The 13,702-nt window shown below is 69.4% G+C and carries 12 protein-coding genes; 7 read left to right on the forward strand and 5 right to left on the reverse strand.

Features of this window, described 5'->3' with window-relative positions; genetic code table 11:
- Positions 1-72: 72 nt before the first annotated feature.
- Positions 73-2,286 (reverse strand): transketolase, encoded by a 2,214-nt coding sequence (gene tkt, locus ACQBAU_RS06730; protein WP_465254738.1) that lies wholly within the window; start codon positions 2,284-2,286, stop codon positions 73-75.
- 172 nt (positions 2,287-2,458) lie between these two features.
- Here tkt and ACQBAU_RS06735 point away from each other — a divergent pair, with 172 nt between their 5' ends.
- Both ACQBAU_RS06735 and ACQBAU_RS06740 read left to right on the forward strand, forming a co-directional pair.
- The gene (locus tag ACQBAU_RS06735) at positions 2,459-3,445 is read left to right on the forward strand and encodes a heme o synthase (RefSeq protein WP_434549505.1); all 987 of its coding nucleotides are present in this window, start codon (positions 2,459-2,461) and stop codon (positions 3,443-3,445) included.
- A 541-nt stretch (positions 3,446-3,986) separates the two neighbouring features.
- Positions 3,987-5,537 (forward strand): alkaline phosphatase D family protein, encoded by a 1,551-nt coding sequence (locus ACQBAU_RS06740; RefSeq protein ID WP_465254737.1) that lies wholly within the window; start codon positions 3,987-3,989, stop codon positions 5,535-5,537.
- A gap of 39 nt (positions 5,538-5,576) precedes the next feature.
- On the opposite strand, the gene ACQBAU_RS06745 is transcribed toward ACQBAU_RS06740, so the two are convergent.
- Positions 5,577-6,071 carry a CGNR zinc finger domain-containing protein gene (locus tag ACQBAU_RS06745; RefSeq protein ID WP_434549507.1) on the reverse strand — a complete coding sequence of 165 codons (495 nt, stop codon included), beginning with the start codon at positions 6,069-6,071 and terminating at the stop codon, positions 5,577-5,579.
- A gap of 140 nt (positions 6,072-6,211) precedes the next feature.
- Between ACQBAU_RS06745 and ACQBAU_RS06750 the strand changes: the two genes are divergently transcribed.
- Complete coding sequence (locus ACQBAU_RS06750; protein WP_465254736.1) at positions 6,212-7,312, forward strand: EamA family transporter; 1,101 nt, start codon at positions 6,212-6,214, stop codon at positions 7,310-7,312.
- On the opposite strand, the gene ACQBAU_RS06755 is transcribed toward ACQBAU_RS06750, so the two are convergent.
- The 3 genes from ACQBAU_RS06755 to ACQBAU_RS06765 are packed head-to-tail and all read right to left on the reverse strand — an operon-like array spanning position 7,213 to position 9,748.
- Positions 7,213-8,253: a COX15/CtaA family protein gene (locus tag ACQBAU_RS06755; RefSeq protein ID WP_434549509.1), complete on the reverse strand. Its 1,041-nt coding sequence runs from the start codon at positions 8,251-8,253 to the stop codon at positions 7,213-7,215. The two genes, ACQBAU_RS06750 and ACQBAU_RS06755, sit on opposite strands and share 100 nt — an antisense overlap.
- A complete protein-coding gene (locus ACQBAU_RS06760; protein WP_465254735.1) occupies positions 8,250-9,029 on the reverse strand; it encodes an ABC transporter permease in 780 nt (259 codons plus the stop codon). The genes ACQBAU_RS06755 and ACQBAU_RS06760 overlap by 4 nt, the downstream gene beginning before the upstream one ends.
- Entirely contained in the window at positions 9,026-9,748 is a 723-nt protein-coding gene (locus ACQBAU_RS06765; protein ID WP_465254734.1) for an ABC transporter ATP-binding protein, read from the reverse strand. The genes ACQBAU_RS06760 and ACQBAU_RS06765 overlap by 4 nt, the downstream gene beginning before the upstream one ends.
- Positions 9,749-9,943: 195 nt before the next feature.
- On the opposite strand from ACQBAU_RS06765, the gene ACQBAU_RS06770 reads away from it, so the two are divergent.
- From ACQBAU_RS06770 to ACQBAU_RS06785, 4 genes are read left to right on the forward strand one after another with little or no spacing between them, the layout of a single operon-like run.
- Positions 9,944-10,660 carry a helix-turn-helix transcriptional regulator gene (locus ACQBAU_RS06770; protein WP_465259469.1) on the forward strand — a complete coding sequence of 239 codons (717 nt, stop codon included), beginning with the start codon at positions 9,944-9,946 and terminating at the stop codon, positions 10,658-10,660.
- Positions 10,657-12,108, forward strand: a complete 1,452-nt coding sequence (sufB, locus tag ACQBAU_RS06775) for a Fe-S cluster assembly protein SufB (RefSeq protein WP_465254732.1) — start codon at positions 10,657-10,659, stop codon at positions 12,106-12,108. The genes ACQBAU_RS06770 and sufB overlap by 4 nt, the downstream gene beginning before the upstream one ends.
- Positions 12,109-12,165: 57 nt before the next feature.
- Complete coding sequence (gene sufD, locus ACQBAU_RS06780) at positions 12,166-13,365, forward strand: Fe-S cluster assembly protein SufD (RefSeq protein ID WP_434549514.1); 1,200 nt, start codon at positions 12,166-12,168, stop codon at positions 13,363-13,365.
- Complete coding sequence (locus ACQBAU_RS06785; protein ID WP_434549515.1) at positions 13,365-13,691, forward strand: non-heme iron oxygenase ferredoxin subunit; 327 nt, start codon at positions 13,365-13,367, stop codon at positions 13,689-13,691. The genes sufD and ACQBAU_RS06785 overlap by 1 nt, the downstream gene beginning before the upstream one ends.
- Positions 13,692-13,702 lie beyond the last annotated feature (11 nt).

Consider the following 13,702-nt stretch of genomic DNA (forward strand, 5'->3'; position numbering starts at 1 on the left):
TGTGTTCGGTGATGTTCAGGTGTGGGCTTCGGGCGTGTGGTGCTTCAGGCGTGGTGCTTCAGGCGTGGTGCTTCAGGCGTTGGTCACCGCGCCGGCCGGGTCGCCCGGCCCCTGCGGGCCGGAGGCGGCACGGTGGTTCGCGGTGGTACGGCCGGTGTCGGCCGCCGCGGCGATGCTGTCCTTGGCCGCGGTCGCCACCGCCTCGGCGGTGAACCCGAACTTGGCGAACAGCGTCTCGTAATCCGCACTCGCACCGTAGTGGTCGATCCCGACGATCCGACCGGCGTCGCCGACCAGTTCGCGCCAGCCCTGGGGGACACCGGCCTCGACGCTGACCCGGGCCCGGACGGTCGGGGGCAGCACCTCGTCACGGTAGGCGTCGTCCTGCTCGTCGAACCACTCGCGGCACGGCATCGACACCACCCGGGCGGCCACGCCTTCGGCGGTCAGCTGCTGGTGCGCGGTGACCGCGTACTGCAACTCCGATCCGGTGGCGATCAGGATCACCTCGGGCTCACCCTCGCTGTCCAGCAGGGTGTACCCGCCGCGCGCCACCCCGTCGGCCGAGGCGAAACCGTCGGTGCCCCGGGGGTACGTCGGCAGGTTCTGCCGGCTCAGCGCGAGCCCAGCCGGCCGGTCGGTGTGGCCCAGGATGGTGCGCCAGGCGACCGCGGTCTCGTTGGCGTCACCGGGCCGGACCACGTCGAGCCCGGGGATCGCCCGCAGGGCGGCGAGGTGCTCGATCGGCTGGTGGGTCGGACCGTCCTCGCCGAGACCGATCGAGTCGTGGGTCCACACGTAGGTGACGGGCAGCTCCATCAGCGCAGCCAGCCGCACGGCCGGGCGCATGTAGTCCGAGAAGACCAGGAACGTGCCACCGTACGGACGGGTGCCACCGTGCAGCGCGATGCCGTTCATGATCGACCCCATCGCGTGCTCACGGATGCCGAAGTGGAGGGTGCGACCGTACGGCCCGCCCGAGAACTTCTTGGTCTGCCGGTCGCTCGGCAGGAAGCTCGGCTCCCCGTCCATGGTGGTGTTGTTCGATCCGGCGAGGTCGGCCGATCCGCCCCACAGCTCGGGCAGCGCGCCGGCCAGTGCGGACAGCACCGCACCCGACGCCTTGCGGGTCGCGACCCCACCCTCGGACGCCTCGAAGCTCGGCAGCGCGTCCTCCCAGCCGCTGGGGAGCTCGCGGCGCGCCATCCGGTCGTACAGGGCGGCGGCGTCGGCGTTCTGGCTGCGCCACTCGTCGAAGGTCTGCTGCCACTCGGCCTCGGCAGCGGCACCACGCTCGCGCAGCTTGCGGGTGTGGGCCAGCACCTCGTCGTCGACCACGAAGTGCTGCTCCGGGTCGAACCCGAGCACCTTCTTGGTGCCGGCCACCTCCTCCTCGCCGAGGGCGGAGCCGTGCGCATCGCCGGTGTTCTGCTTGGTGGGGGCGGGGTAGCCGATGATCGTCTTCAGCGAGATGAACGACGGCCGGTCGGTGACCTCGTTGGCCGCCTCGATCGCGGCGTGCAGGGCAGCCACGTCCTCCACGTACTCGCCGCCGTCGTTGGTCCAGTCGACCGTCTGGACGTGCCAGCCGTACGCCTCGTAGCGGGCGGCGACGTCCTCGCTGAGCGCGATGTCGGTGTCGTCCTCGATCGAGATCTGGTTGTTGTCGTAGATCAGCGTCAGGTTGCCGAGGCGCTGGGTGCCGGCCAGGGAGGAGGCCTCGGAGGCGACGCCCTCCTCGATGTCGCCGTCGGAGGCGATCACGTACACGTTGTGGTCGAACAGCGAGGCGCCCTCGTGGTCACCGTCGAACAGGCCACGTTCGCGGCGGGCCGCCATCGCCATGCCGACCGCATTGGCGACACCCTGGCCCAGCGGGCCGGTGGTGGTCTCGACACCCGTGGTGTGTCCGTGCTCGGGGTGGCCCGGAGTCGCCGAACCCCATGTCCGCAAGGACTTCAGGTCGTCGAGCTCGAGGCCCCAACCACCCAGGAAGAGCTGGATGTACAGGGTCAGGCTCGAGTGGCCGCAGGACAGCACGAACCGGTCCCGGGCGTACCAGTCGGGGTTGGCCGGGTTGTGGCGCATCACCTTCTGGAACAGCAGGTACGCGGCCGGGGCCAGGCTCATCGCCGTACCGGGGTGGCCACTGCCCACCTTCTGCACCGCGTCGGCGGCCAACAGCCGCGCCGTGTCGACCGCGCGCTGGTCGAGTTCATTCCACTCCAGGGCGCCGGTCTCGGTGCGCGGCACGGCAGGGGAATTGGTGGAGGCCTGATCGTTCACGGGTGCTTCCTTCCGGTGGGCCCACGATGTGGCTGACGGGTCAGTCCCGAGCCTACTGCGAACGGCTCCGGGCGGCAGGTCGGGGCGAACTTCGACCACCGGCGAGGAGGGCCTAGACTGCGGACAGCAACCAAGGACGACGGCCCCGTGCGGGCCGAACCAGTGAGGATCTGTGACAAGTATCGAGACGCCGGCGCGGACCGGCAGGGGCGAGCAGGTCCGACCTCCCGCTGGTGACGGCTCGACCGGTCCGGTCCGGATCCGCGACGTGGTGGGGGCGTACGTCGGCCTCACCAAGCCGCGGATCATCGAGCTGTTGTTGATCACCACGGTGCCGGCGATGTTCCTGGCGGCCGGGGGAGTCCCGTCGCTGCCGCTGGTGCTGTGGACCCTGCTGGGTGGTTGCCTCGCCGCGGGTAGCGCCAACGTCTTCAACTGCGTGCTGGATCGTGACATCGACGAGCGGATGCGTCGGACCCGGCGGCGCGCCCTGCCCCGCCACGTGGTCGGCCCCGTGGCGGCGACCGTGTTCGGAGCGGTGCTGGGCGTCGCGTCGGTGCTGGTGCTCGGGTTCTTCGTCAACTGGTTGTCGGCCGGCCTGGCGGTCGGCGCGAACGCCTTCTACGTGTTCGTCTACACGATGTGGCTCAAGCGACGGACGCCGCAGAACGTCGTGTGGGGAGGGATCGCCGGCTGCTTCCCGCCGCTGATCGGCTGGACCGCGGTCACCGGAGAACTCGCGTTGACCCCGTTCATCCTGTTCCTGGTGGTGTTCTTCTGGACCCCGCCGCACACCTGGGCGCTCTCCTTCCGCTACCGCGAGGACTACGAGCGTGCCGGGGTGCCGATGCTGCCGGTGGTGATGGGTGCCCCCGGTGTCGCCAAGCGGATCCTGATCTACACGGTGATCACGATCGCGGTGTCGCTGACGCTGTGGCCCGTCGCCGGCACCGGCCCGCTGTATCCCATCGTGGCCGGGGTCACCGGGCTGATCTTCCTGGTCGAGGCGATCAACTTGCAGCGTCGGGCCAACGCCGGCGCCACCGACGCCACCCTGAAGCCGATGCGACTCTTCCACTGGTCGAACTCCTACATCGCGCTGGTGTTCGCCGCCGCGGCGATCGACCCGCTGCTCTTCGGGTCCAACCCCCTGTTCTGACCCGCGGTTCCGACCCGCGCGATTTGACCCGCGCGATCTGACCCGCGCGATCTGACCCGCGCGATCTGACCCGCGCGATCTGACCCGCGCGATCTGACCCGGACGATCTGGTCGCCGACTGAGGTCATCCCGGATCGAGGGTCAGTTGGCGCGGGCGTCCCGAATCGAGAGGGCAGCCGGAGAGGCGTGGCCGTTGCTGCAGCCGCGCCAACTGTCCTCTCGGTGTGGCTGGCCCTCGCCAAGTGTCCTCTCGGTGTGTCCTCTCGGTGTGGCTGGGCCTCGCCAAGTGTCCTCTCGGTGTGGCTGGGCCTCGCCAACTGTCCTCTCGACGCGACCGGACCTCGCCAACTGCCCCTTCGCGGTGGGCCCGGCAGCAGGCACGGCCCGGAAGCCCGGCCAACGACGGGCAACTCTCGTGTGAATGGACCGTGAACCCTGGCGGACCTGCAGGTCGGGGACCCTCCGCCCGTGGGCGCACCCCGCGCCGCGACCACTAGTGTCCGGAGTCGACACAATGAGCCGACACGGATGGTGGACACGGATGATGAAGAAGCAGACCTCGCGACGATTGTTCCTGGGCATGAGCGGTGCCGGGGCAGCAGCGGTGATGCTCGGCACCGGAGCCTGGCAGCCACGCGATGCCTGGGCGGCACCACTGTCGGGCTACCCGTTCACCCTCGGCGTCGCCTCCGGGGATCCGCTGCCGGACGGGATCGTGCTGTGGACGCGGCTCGCCGTGGATCCGCTGGCCCCTGAGGGTGACGGTGGGATGGGGCGGCGCCGGGTCCCGGTGCGGTACCAGGTGGCCGAGGACGAACGGTTCGCCAAGGTGGTGCGTACGGGAGTGGTGGTGGCCTCGCCGGAGCTCGGCCACTCGGTCCATCCCGAGGTCAGTGGACTGCAGCCGGACCGGGAGTACTTCTACCGGTTCTCGGCAGCCGGGGAGATGTCACCGGTCGGCCGGACCCGGACGGCGCCGGCCCCGCACACCACGCTCGCGGAGCTGAAGTTCGCGTACGCCTCGTGCCAGAGCTACGAGGGCGGGCTGTACACCGCGTACCAGCACATGGCCGCCGACGACCTCGACCTGGTCGTCCACCTGGGCGACTACATCTACGAGCGGTCCTATGTCGCCGAGCCGAAGTTCCACGAGGGTGGCGCGCTGCCGGACCACCTGCTGACCGAGTGCTTCGACCTCGACCGCTATCGGCTGCAGTACTCGCTGTACAAGCTGGACCAGCACCTGCAGGCCGCACACCAACAGCACCCGTGGGCGTTCACCTTCGACGACCACGAAGTGGTCAACAACTGGAAGGGCGAGGTCGACACCTCCGAGGCCGACCGGAAGCGGCGGGCCGCCGGGTTCCAGGCGATGTACGAGAACCTGCCGCTGCGGCACACCCAGCGGCCCGACGGACCCGACATCCAGATCTACCGGAAGCTGCAGTACGGGACGCTGGCCAACTTCACGCTGTTGGACTCGCACCAGCACCGCACCACGACCGGGCCCGACATCCGCCTCGATCCGACGATCAGCAACCTGGGCCACACCCAGCGTGACTGGCTGATCGACGAGCTGGCGACCTCGCCGACCCGCTGGCAGATCGTCGGCAACCAGCAGCCGATGGCCGAGGTGGACCGTGACCCGGATCCCGACGTCAAGAAGTACTACGGCAGCTGGGACTACTTCGCCTACGAGCGCAACGTGCTGTTGCAGGCGGTCCGCGACCGCGGGGTCGAGAACCTGGTCGTGGTGACCGGCGACCGGCACACCAACTACGTGTGCGATCTGCTGACCGACTACGACAACCCGGAGGCGGCCGAACTGGTGGGCGCGGAGTTCGTGGGCACCTCCATCAGCAGCAGCGGTGACGGCGCCGACATCGGCCCGGTGGGGGAGAGCCAGCTGGAGACCAACCCGCACATGAAGTTCTTCAACTACCAGCGGGGCTACTCGCGGGTGACCGTGACCCCCGACACGTTGACCAACGACTTCCGAGTGCTGCCCTACGTGTCCCGGCCGGGGGCCGACATGCACACCCGGGCGTCTTTCGTCGTCGAGAACGGTGTGCCAGGGGCCGTCGAGGCCTGATCGCGCCGCGGTGTGGGCACCCGTGTGCCCACACCGTGGTCAGCCCTCTCGCTGCCGGGCGCGGTAGGCGGCCACCGCCACCCGGTTGCCGCAGCCGAGGTCGCAGTACCGCTTGGACCGGTTGCGGGAGAGGTCGACCAGTACGCCGTCGCAGTCGGTGGCGGCGCAGTGCTTGAGGCGGGACAGGTCGCCGGCGCGGACGACGTCGATCATCGCCATCGCCGCTTCCACCACGAGGCGGACCGCCAGGGGTGAGTCGGACGAGGCGGCGTGCAGGTGCCAGCCCCAGTGGTCGTGGCGGACGAGCTGGGGGAGCGCCCGCTCCCGCGCCAGCACCCGGTTCACCAGTTCGACCGCACCGGCCTCGTCCACGTCGAAGAACCTCAGCAGCTCCGGTCGGATCGCACGGACCCGCTTCAACTCGTTCTCGTCGTGGGTCCGAGACCCCGAGATCTCCTGCTCGCGAACGAATGCGTCCAGGTCGTCGACGGTCTCCAGGGTCCCGGCGACCCGGGTGTTGACCAGTGCGGCCATGCTCGTCAGTGACGAGTCCGTGTCATGAGTGAATGGCAACTTGACTCCTGTCGTTCCCGAACCTTAGTGTAACCGGTGTTCGTCATGATCACTCATGACGCTTCGAGGTTCGGGCGTGTGATGGTGGGAGAGGGGTACGGATGCTTCGGGGGCAGTCGGCGGGCGGGATCGGTATCGGCATCGCGTTGGCCTCGGCCGGCAGCTTCGCCGTTTCCGGATCGTTCGCCAAGGGACTCCTCGACGCCGGGTGGTCACCCGGTGCCGCGGTCACCATGCGGATCGTCGGTGCGGCTCTTGTGCTCCTCGTCCCGGCACTGCTGTTGCTCCGTGGCGGAATGCCGACGATCCGACGGGCCGCCTGGCCGGTGATCGGCTTCGGGGCGTTCGGGGTCGCCGGCTCCCAGTTGTGCTACTTCATGGCGCTCTCCTACCTTCCGGTGTCGGTGGCACTCCTCCTCGAGTACAGCGCACCGGTGCTGCTGGTGGGGTGGTTGTGGGCCAGGACACGCCGATTCCCGGGTGGTTGGGTGCTTGCCGGTGCCGCGGTCGCCGTCGTCGGCCTGATCTTCGTGCTCGACCCGACGGGCGCGCAACTGCACCCGGCAGGGATCGCCTGGGGGCTGGGTGCCGCGGTCTGCAATGCCGCCTACTTCGTGGTCGCCGCCCGCGTGGTCGACGGGGTCGGACCGGTCGTCATCGCCGCGGCGGGTGTCGGCGTGGCGGGGGTCATGATGGCCGTCGTGGCAGCCATCGGCATCCTGCCGATGGCGGCCACCTTCGGGGTCGTCCAACTCGGCGGACGGGAGGTGCCGTGGTGGGTGGCCGGGCTCGCGTTGATCATGGTTTCGACCGTTTCCGCTTACCTGCTGGGCATCGTGGCGGTACGGCGGCTCGGTACGCAGGTCGCCTCGTTCGTCGCACTCAGCGAGGTGGCCCTGGCGGTCGTCGCGGCCTGGGCACTGCGCGGTGAGGTGCCGACCGCTGTCCAGGTGGTCGGCGGTGCGGTGCTGCTGGCCGGGGTGATTGCCGTGCGGGTCGGGTCCACCGCGGTCGACGCCAAGGCCGTGCGGCACCTCGAAGCCCTGTCGCCGGGGTCCCTGTCGGTCGAGCCCCTTGCGCTGCTGGAGTCCCCGTCCCCGGGTCAGTCAGCAGACGACGGGTCGCCGACCGACGGTGGGTCGGACGGACCCCTGCCGGGCACCAGCAAGGGCGCGGCCCCCGTTCCCGTGGCGGGCTCGTGAGGGTCCGCCGAGGCTGACGGGTAGGTCTCGACGACCACCCAGGTGACGGCCGCGACGGCCAACGCCGACCCCACCAGGTGGGCGGCGACCAATGGCTCGGGCAGCCCCGTGAAGTACTGCACGTAGCCGATCACGCCCTGTGCGACCTCGACGGCGAGCAGAGTCACGACAGCCCGGTTCCGCAACACCAGCAGGGCGACCAGGGTGAGGCCCACCACGACCTGGACCGAGGTGGCGTGGATGCGCGAGACGATGTAGGGGTCGAAGCCGGTACGGAAGGACGATTCGTCACCGGAGTGCGGGCCACTGCCCGTGACGATCGTGCCGAGCCACACCACGACCCACATCACCGCGAACAACAGCCAGGCCAGCCGGCGGCCCCACCGCCCGGTGCCGTTGCGCGGTCGATGGACGGCCAGGCGTACGTACACCGTCGACAGGCCGACCAGCGCCATCGACAGCATCAGGTGGGGTGCCACCACGTACGGGTTGAGTCCGGTCAGCACGGTGATGCCCCCGATGACGGCCTGCAGCGGAATGCCGAAGCCCATGATCAACGACAGCAGACGCAGGTCCCGGCGGGGCAGGCCGTCGCGACGGACGCGGAACGCGGCCAGTGCGGTGCCGACCGCGACGAACGCGAGCACGAAGGTCATCAGCCGGTTGCCGAACTCGATCGCGCCGTGGATGCCGAGCTCGGGATGGGGGACCAGCGACTCCGGGGTGCACCGCGGCCACGTCGGACAACCCAGCCCGGACCCGGTCAGTCGGACGACGCCGCCGGTGAAGATGATCAGGACGTTCGCCACCAGGGAGGCGATGCCCCAGTACAGTGCGGCGCGGGGTGCACTGATCGGCAGGGAGTCGAGCAGCTTCCGCCACACGCGTACGGCGAGGTTGGGCCGCGCCGATCCCGGTGCCGGATCGGTTCGGGTTGTCATGACATCCATCGAAACACCTTGCTCGCAACGAGTGTGGTGAGGGCGGCCCACGCGGCCACCACGGCGACCGGCCAGAACGCGGCGGGTCCGTCGGCGGCTCCGGTGGAGAACGATCGCCACGCCTCGCCGAGGGCACCGGTGGGCAGCAGTCCGGCGATCACCGCCAGTGGGCCGGGGTAGGTGGCGAGCGGGGCGACCAGTCCGCCGCCGACGGCCAGCGTGAGGTAGACCACGTTGGCCAGGGCCAGGGTGACCTCGGCGCGCAGCCGCCCGGCCATGATCAACGCGCACGCCACGAAACTGATCATGGCGCCGAGGGTGGTCAGCGGCAGCACCACCAGGTCCACCGCGGTGGGGCTCGGTCGCCAGCCCAGCAGCACCGAGACGGTGATCAACAGCAACACCTGGATGGCGCAGATGATCACCACGCCGAGGGTCTTGCCCAGGATCAGTCCGGCGCGGGTGAGCGGGGTGGCGGCCAGGCGCTCCAGGACCCCGTACCGCCGCTCGAAGCCGGTCGCGATCGCCGTACCGGTGAAGCAACTGCTCCACAGTGCCAGAGCCATCACCGACGGGGCGAGCTGTTCGATCGGGAGCAGGTCACGTGCGAAGAAGTGGCCGATCACCAGCAGTCCGACCGGGATCAGCACGGTCAGCAGCAGCTGCTCCCCGTTGCGGAGTTGCAGTGCAGCGTCGGTGAGCCCGTGACGCCAGACGTTGCCGCCGCGGCTGCGTGGTGTCGGGGCGGGGGACAGGTCGAGGGCATCAACGCTCATCGGAGCGGCCCCGTCGACGCGAGGAACACGTCCTCCAGCGACTGCCCGCCGGTGGTCAACTCGCCAACCGTGCCGCGGGTCCGGACCGTCCCGCGATCGAGGATCACGACCTGGTCGGCGAGCTGGGTCGCCTCATCCATCGCGTGCGTGGTCAGCAGCACGGCCACCCCGGCATCGCGCAACGAGGCGACCAGGTCCCAGGTGGTCCGCCGCGCCCGCGGGTCCATCCCGGCGGTCGGTTCGTCCAGGAACACCAGGTCGGGGCGGCCGATGATCGCGCCGGCCAGGTTGACCGCCTGCTGTTGGCCACCCGACAGCCGGCGGTACGGCGTCGTCCGGCAGTCGGTCAGGTTGAGCAGCTCGACCAGCGGCTCGGTGGGCAGCGGGTTCGCGTACATCCCGGCCAGGTAGGTCAGCAGTTCGCCGGCCTTGATGCCCGACCAGGCGCCGGTCGACTGCGGCATCAGCCCGACCCTTCCCTCGGCGGCGGCCCGGGCCGGCGTCGTACCGCAGACCGAGACCGTGCCCGAGGTCGGCGGGACGAGGCCGGTGCAGCAGCGGACCAGCGTGGTCTTGCCGGCCCCGTTCGGACCGAGCAGCACGGTGATGGCGCCGGCGGTCACGGTCAGGTCGACCCCGGCGAGGATCTCGCGCTCGGCGAGGCGTACCGTCAGATCGGTCACCTGCAACCCCGGAATCCGGGTCCTCGCCACGTCCACCCCGGGAGTGTATGTCAGGTCGTCCGGGGCATCGGGGCCGCCGTCGGACCGCTTGCCGGGCGGAGGGCGGTAAGGCGAGCCTTGCCTTGCTTGTCCGGCGGGAATGAATAAGTGAACATGGGCGTTGTGAAAAGCGTGAAGAGTGATGTGTCGGTCGCCGACGCCTCGACGCGCCGTCGAGTGCAGGAGACCATCATGCAACTCGGCCCCTCGACCGCCGCCGAGCTGGCCGAGCGTCTCCGCCTGACCGCAGCCGCCATCCGGCGCCACCTGACCGGTCTCACCGAGGACGGCCTGATCGAGGCCCGGGAACAGCGCGTGTACGGCGCCCGCGGCCGGGGCCGCCCCGCCAAGGTGTACGCGTTGACCGATCTGGGCCGTGACTCGTTCAGCCAGGACTACGACAACCTGGCCGTACAGGCGCTCCAGTTCGTCGCCGATCGAGAAGGCGACGCGGCCGTACGGGCCTTCGCCGCCGGCCGGGTGGCCGCGGTGGAGGAGCGCTACACCGAGCGCCTCGCCGCCGAACCCGACGCCGACCCGGTCGAAGCCCTGGCTGCAGCACTGACCGACGGCGGCTACGTCGCCTCCACCCGCCCCGCAGCCGTCGGCACCCAGCTGTGCCAGCACCACTGCCCGGTGTCGCGGGTCGCCGAGCAGTTCCCGGAGCTGTGCGAGGTGGAGACCGAGACCTTCGCCCGACTGCTCGGGGTCCACGTCCAGCGATTGGCGACGATCGCCCACGGTGACGGGGTGTGCACCACCCACGTCCCCCACATCGAGCAGCCCGAGGTGGCCGCCTCCCGCAACCCGAGCACCAGCACCGACAGCACGAGTACGCAGAGCACGAGTACGCAGAGCACGAGTACGCAGAGCACGCACGCAAGCAACCACGAGGAAGGTCGAGCATGACGAGCGCACCACAGACCAGGACCGACCAGACGCCCGCAACTCCGACCCAGGAAGAACATCTGGACGCCCTCGGCCGTTACCAGTGGGGCTGGTCCGACTCCGACGACGCCGGGGCGGTGGCCGAGCGTGGCCTGAACGAGCACGTCGTCCGCAACATCTCCGGCCTGAAGAACGAGCCCGAGTGGATGCTCGAGCGTCGCCTCAAGGGCCTCAAGTTGTTCGGCCGCAAGCCGATGCCCACCTGGGGTGCCGAGCTGGACGGGATCGACTTCGACAACATCAAGTACTTCGTCCGGTCGACCGAGAAGCAGGCCCAGACCTGGGAGGACCTGCCCGCCGACATCAAGAACACCTACGACAAGCTGGGCATCCCCGAGGCCGAGAAGGCCCGACTCGTCGCCGGTGTTGCGGCGCAGTACGAGTCCGAGGTGGTCTACCACAAGATCAACGAGGAGCTCGAGAAGCAGGGTGTGCTGTTCCTCGACACCGACACCGCGCTGCGGGAGCACCCGGAGATCTTCGAGGAGTACTTCGGCACCGTGATCCCCACCGGGGACAACAAGTTCGCCGCGCTGAACACCGCGGTGTGGTCGGGTGGCTCGTTCATCTACGTGCCGAAGGGTGTGCACGTGGAGATCCCGCTGCAGGCGTACTTCCGGATCAACACCGAGAACATGGGCCAGTTCGAGCGGACGCTGATCATCGTCGACGAGGGCGCCTACGTGCACTACGTCGAGGGTTGCACCGCGCCGATCTACAAGTCGGACTCGCTGCACTCGGCGGTTGTCGAGATCGTGGTCAAGAAGGGTGGCCGCTGCCGCTACACGACCATCCAGAACTGGTCGAACAACGTGTACAACCTGGTCACCAAGCGCGCCACCTGTGAGGAGGGCGCCACCATGGAGTGGGTCGACGGCAACATCGGCTCCAAGGTGACCATGAAGTACCCGGCCGTGTACCTGATGGGTGAGCACGCCAAGGGTGAGACGCTGTCGGTCGCCTTCTCCGGGGAAGGGCAGCACCAGGACGCCGGCGCCAAGATGGTGCACTGCGCCCCGCACACCTCCAGCTCGATCATCTCCAAGTCGGTGGCACGCGGTGGTGGCCGCACCTCGTACCGCGGTCTCGTGCAGGTGGACGCCGGCGCCCACGACTCCGCCTCGGTGGTGAAGTGTGATGCGCTGCTGGTCGACCAGATCTCCCGCTCCGACACCTACCCCTACGTCGACGTCCGCGAGGACGACGTGTCGATGGCCCATGAGGCCACGGTGTCGAAGGTGTCGGACGACCAGCTGTTCTACCTCATGTCACGTGGCATGGAGGAGGACGAGGCGATGGCGATGATCGTGCGCGGGTTCGTCGAGCCGATCGCGAAGGAGTTGCCGATGGAGTACGCGTTGGAGCTCAACCGGCTGATCGAACTGCAGATGGAAGGCGCGGTCGGCTGACGGTCGACCCCCGGGCACCGCTGGACCAGAACACCGAACACTCGTACGAAGGATGAGATGACCACAACCACCGAGAAGCCCGTGCTGGCCAACGCCGTGGAGACCAGTGACCGCGTCGCCAGCCACCTCCATCCGGAGGGCTCCTTCGAGGTCGACCAGCACCCGGTGCCGACCGGGCTGGAGGAGATCTGGCGCTTCACCCCGCTGAAGCGGCTGCGTGGCCTGCACAAGGATGCGGCACTGCGCACCGGGGGCCTGGCCGTCGAGGTCGAGGCGCCGGAGCCGGTCACGGTGACCGAGGTCGCCGCCGGCGACGCGGTCGTCGGCTCCAGCGGGTACGTGCCGACCGACCGGATCTCGGCGCGGGCCTGGCAGGCGGCCGAGCGGGTCAGCGTGGTCACGGTGCCCCGCGAGGCCGAGGTGGCCGATCCGATCGTGCTGCGCCACCGGGGTGAGGGCCGGGAGGAGGCGACCGCCGGGCATACGGTGATCGTCGCGGAACCGCACAGCGTGGCGACCGTGGTGTTGATCTTCACCGGGAGCGCCACGGTGGCCGACGTCGTCGAGGTCGTCGTCGGCGACGGGGCCCGGCTGACGGTGGTTTCGTTGCAGGACTGGGATGACGACGCCGTCCACGTGTCGCACCACGCCGCCCACGTCGGCCGTGACGCTTCGCTGAAGCACATCTCGGTCACCTTCGGTGGCGACCTGGTTCGGGTCAACACCGACGTCAACTATGCCGGTCCCGGGGGTGAGGCCGAGCTGCTCGGACTGTACTTCGCCGACGCCGGCCAGCACCTCGAGAACCGGTTGTTCGTCGACCACAACCAGCCCCGGACCAAGAGCAACGTCGACTACAAGGGTGCGCTGCAGGGTGACGGGGCGCATGCGGTGTGGATCGGGGACGTGCTGATCCGCAAGGTGGCCGAGGGCATCGAGACCTACGAGTCCAACAAGAACCTGCTGCTCACCGACGGTGCGCGTGCCGACTCGGTCCCGAACCTCGAGATCGAGACCGGCGAGATCGCCGGTGCCGGCCACGCGTCGACCACCGGCCGCTTCGACGACCAGCAGCTGTTCTACCTCCGCAGCCGGGGCATTCCCGAGGAGGAGGCTCGCCGTCTCGTCGTGCACGGCTTCTTCGCCGACATCGTGCGCCGCATCGGGGTGCCCGACATCGAGCAGAAGTTGATGGACGCGGTCGAGGCCGAGCTGGCGCAGCACGTGGGCGTGGCCGACGAACAGCAGGTGGGCTGATGGCTTTCGTACGGGCCTGTGCGGTGTCGGAGCTGGCACCGGAGTCCGCGCTCGCCGTCGAGGTGGGCGAGGAGGACGTGGCGGTCGTCCAGTCGGGCGGTCAGTTCTACGCCATCCGTGACGAGTGCTCCCACGCCTCGATCCCGTTGTCCGAAGGCGATGTGGGTGACGCCGAGATCGAGTGCTACCTGCACGGGTCCCGGTTCTCGTTGCGCAACGGCGCCGCCCTCGGGCTGCCGGCGACCGAACCGGTCCCGGTCTACCCGTGTCGTGTCAGCGGTGACGACATCGAGGTCGACGTCGACAACCCCCTACCCGCCCCCTGAACCACACCCGC

It is taken from the genome of Carbonicoccus niuqiaonis (assembly GCF_050157065.1).
In the GTDB taxonomy this organism is placed as follows: Bacteria; Actinomycetota; Actinomycetes; order Propionibacteriales; family Propionibacteriaceae; genus Avipropionibacterium.

Excerpts from the sequence above, each read along its gene's own strand:
- ACQBAU_RS06740 (WP_465254737.1), top strand. The coding sequence starts at position 3,987 with ATGATGAAGAAGCAGACCTCGCGACGATTGTTCCTGGGCATGAGCGGT.
- ACQBAU_RS06745 (WP_434549507.1), bottom strand. The coding sequence starts at position 6,071 with ATGGCCGCACTGGTCAACACCCGGGTCGCCGGGACCCTGGAGACCGTC.
- ACQBAU_RS06750 (WP_465254736.1), top strand. The coding sequence starts at position 6,212 with ATGCTTCGGGGGCAGTCGGCGGGCGGGATCGGTATCGGCATCGCGTTG.
- ACQBAU_RS06755 (WP_434549509.1), bottom strand. The coding sequence starts at position 8,253 with ATGACAACCCGAACCGATCCGGCACCGGGATCGGCGCGGCCCAACCTC.
- ACQBAU_RS06760 (WP_465254735.1), bottom strand. The coding sequence starts at position 9,029 with ATGAGCGTTGATGCCCTCGACCTGTCCCCCGCCCCGACACCACGCAGC.
- ACQBAU_RS06770 (WP_465259469.1), top strand. The coding sequence starts at position 9,944 with ATGCAACTCGGCCCCTCGACCGCCGCCGAGCTGGCCGAGCGTCTCCGC.
- sufB (WP_465254732.1), top strand. The coding sequence starts at position 10,657 with ATGACGAGCGCACCACAGACCAGGACCGACCAGACGCCCGCAACTCCG.
- sufD (WP_434549514.1), top strand. The coding sequence starts at position 12,166 with ATGACCACAACCACCGAGAAGCCCGTGCTGGCCAACGCCGTGGAGACC.
- ACQBAU_RS06785 (WP_434549515.1), top strand. The coding sequence starts at position 13,365 with ATGGCTTTCGTACGGGCCTGTGCGGTGTCGGAGCTGGCACCGGAGTCC.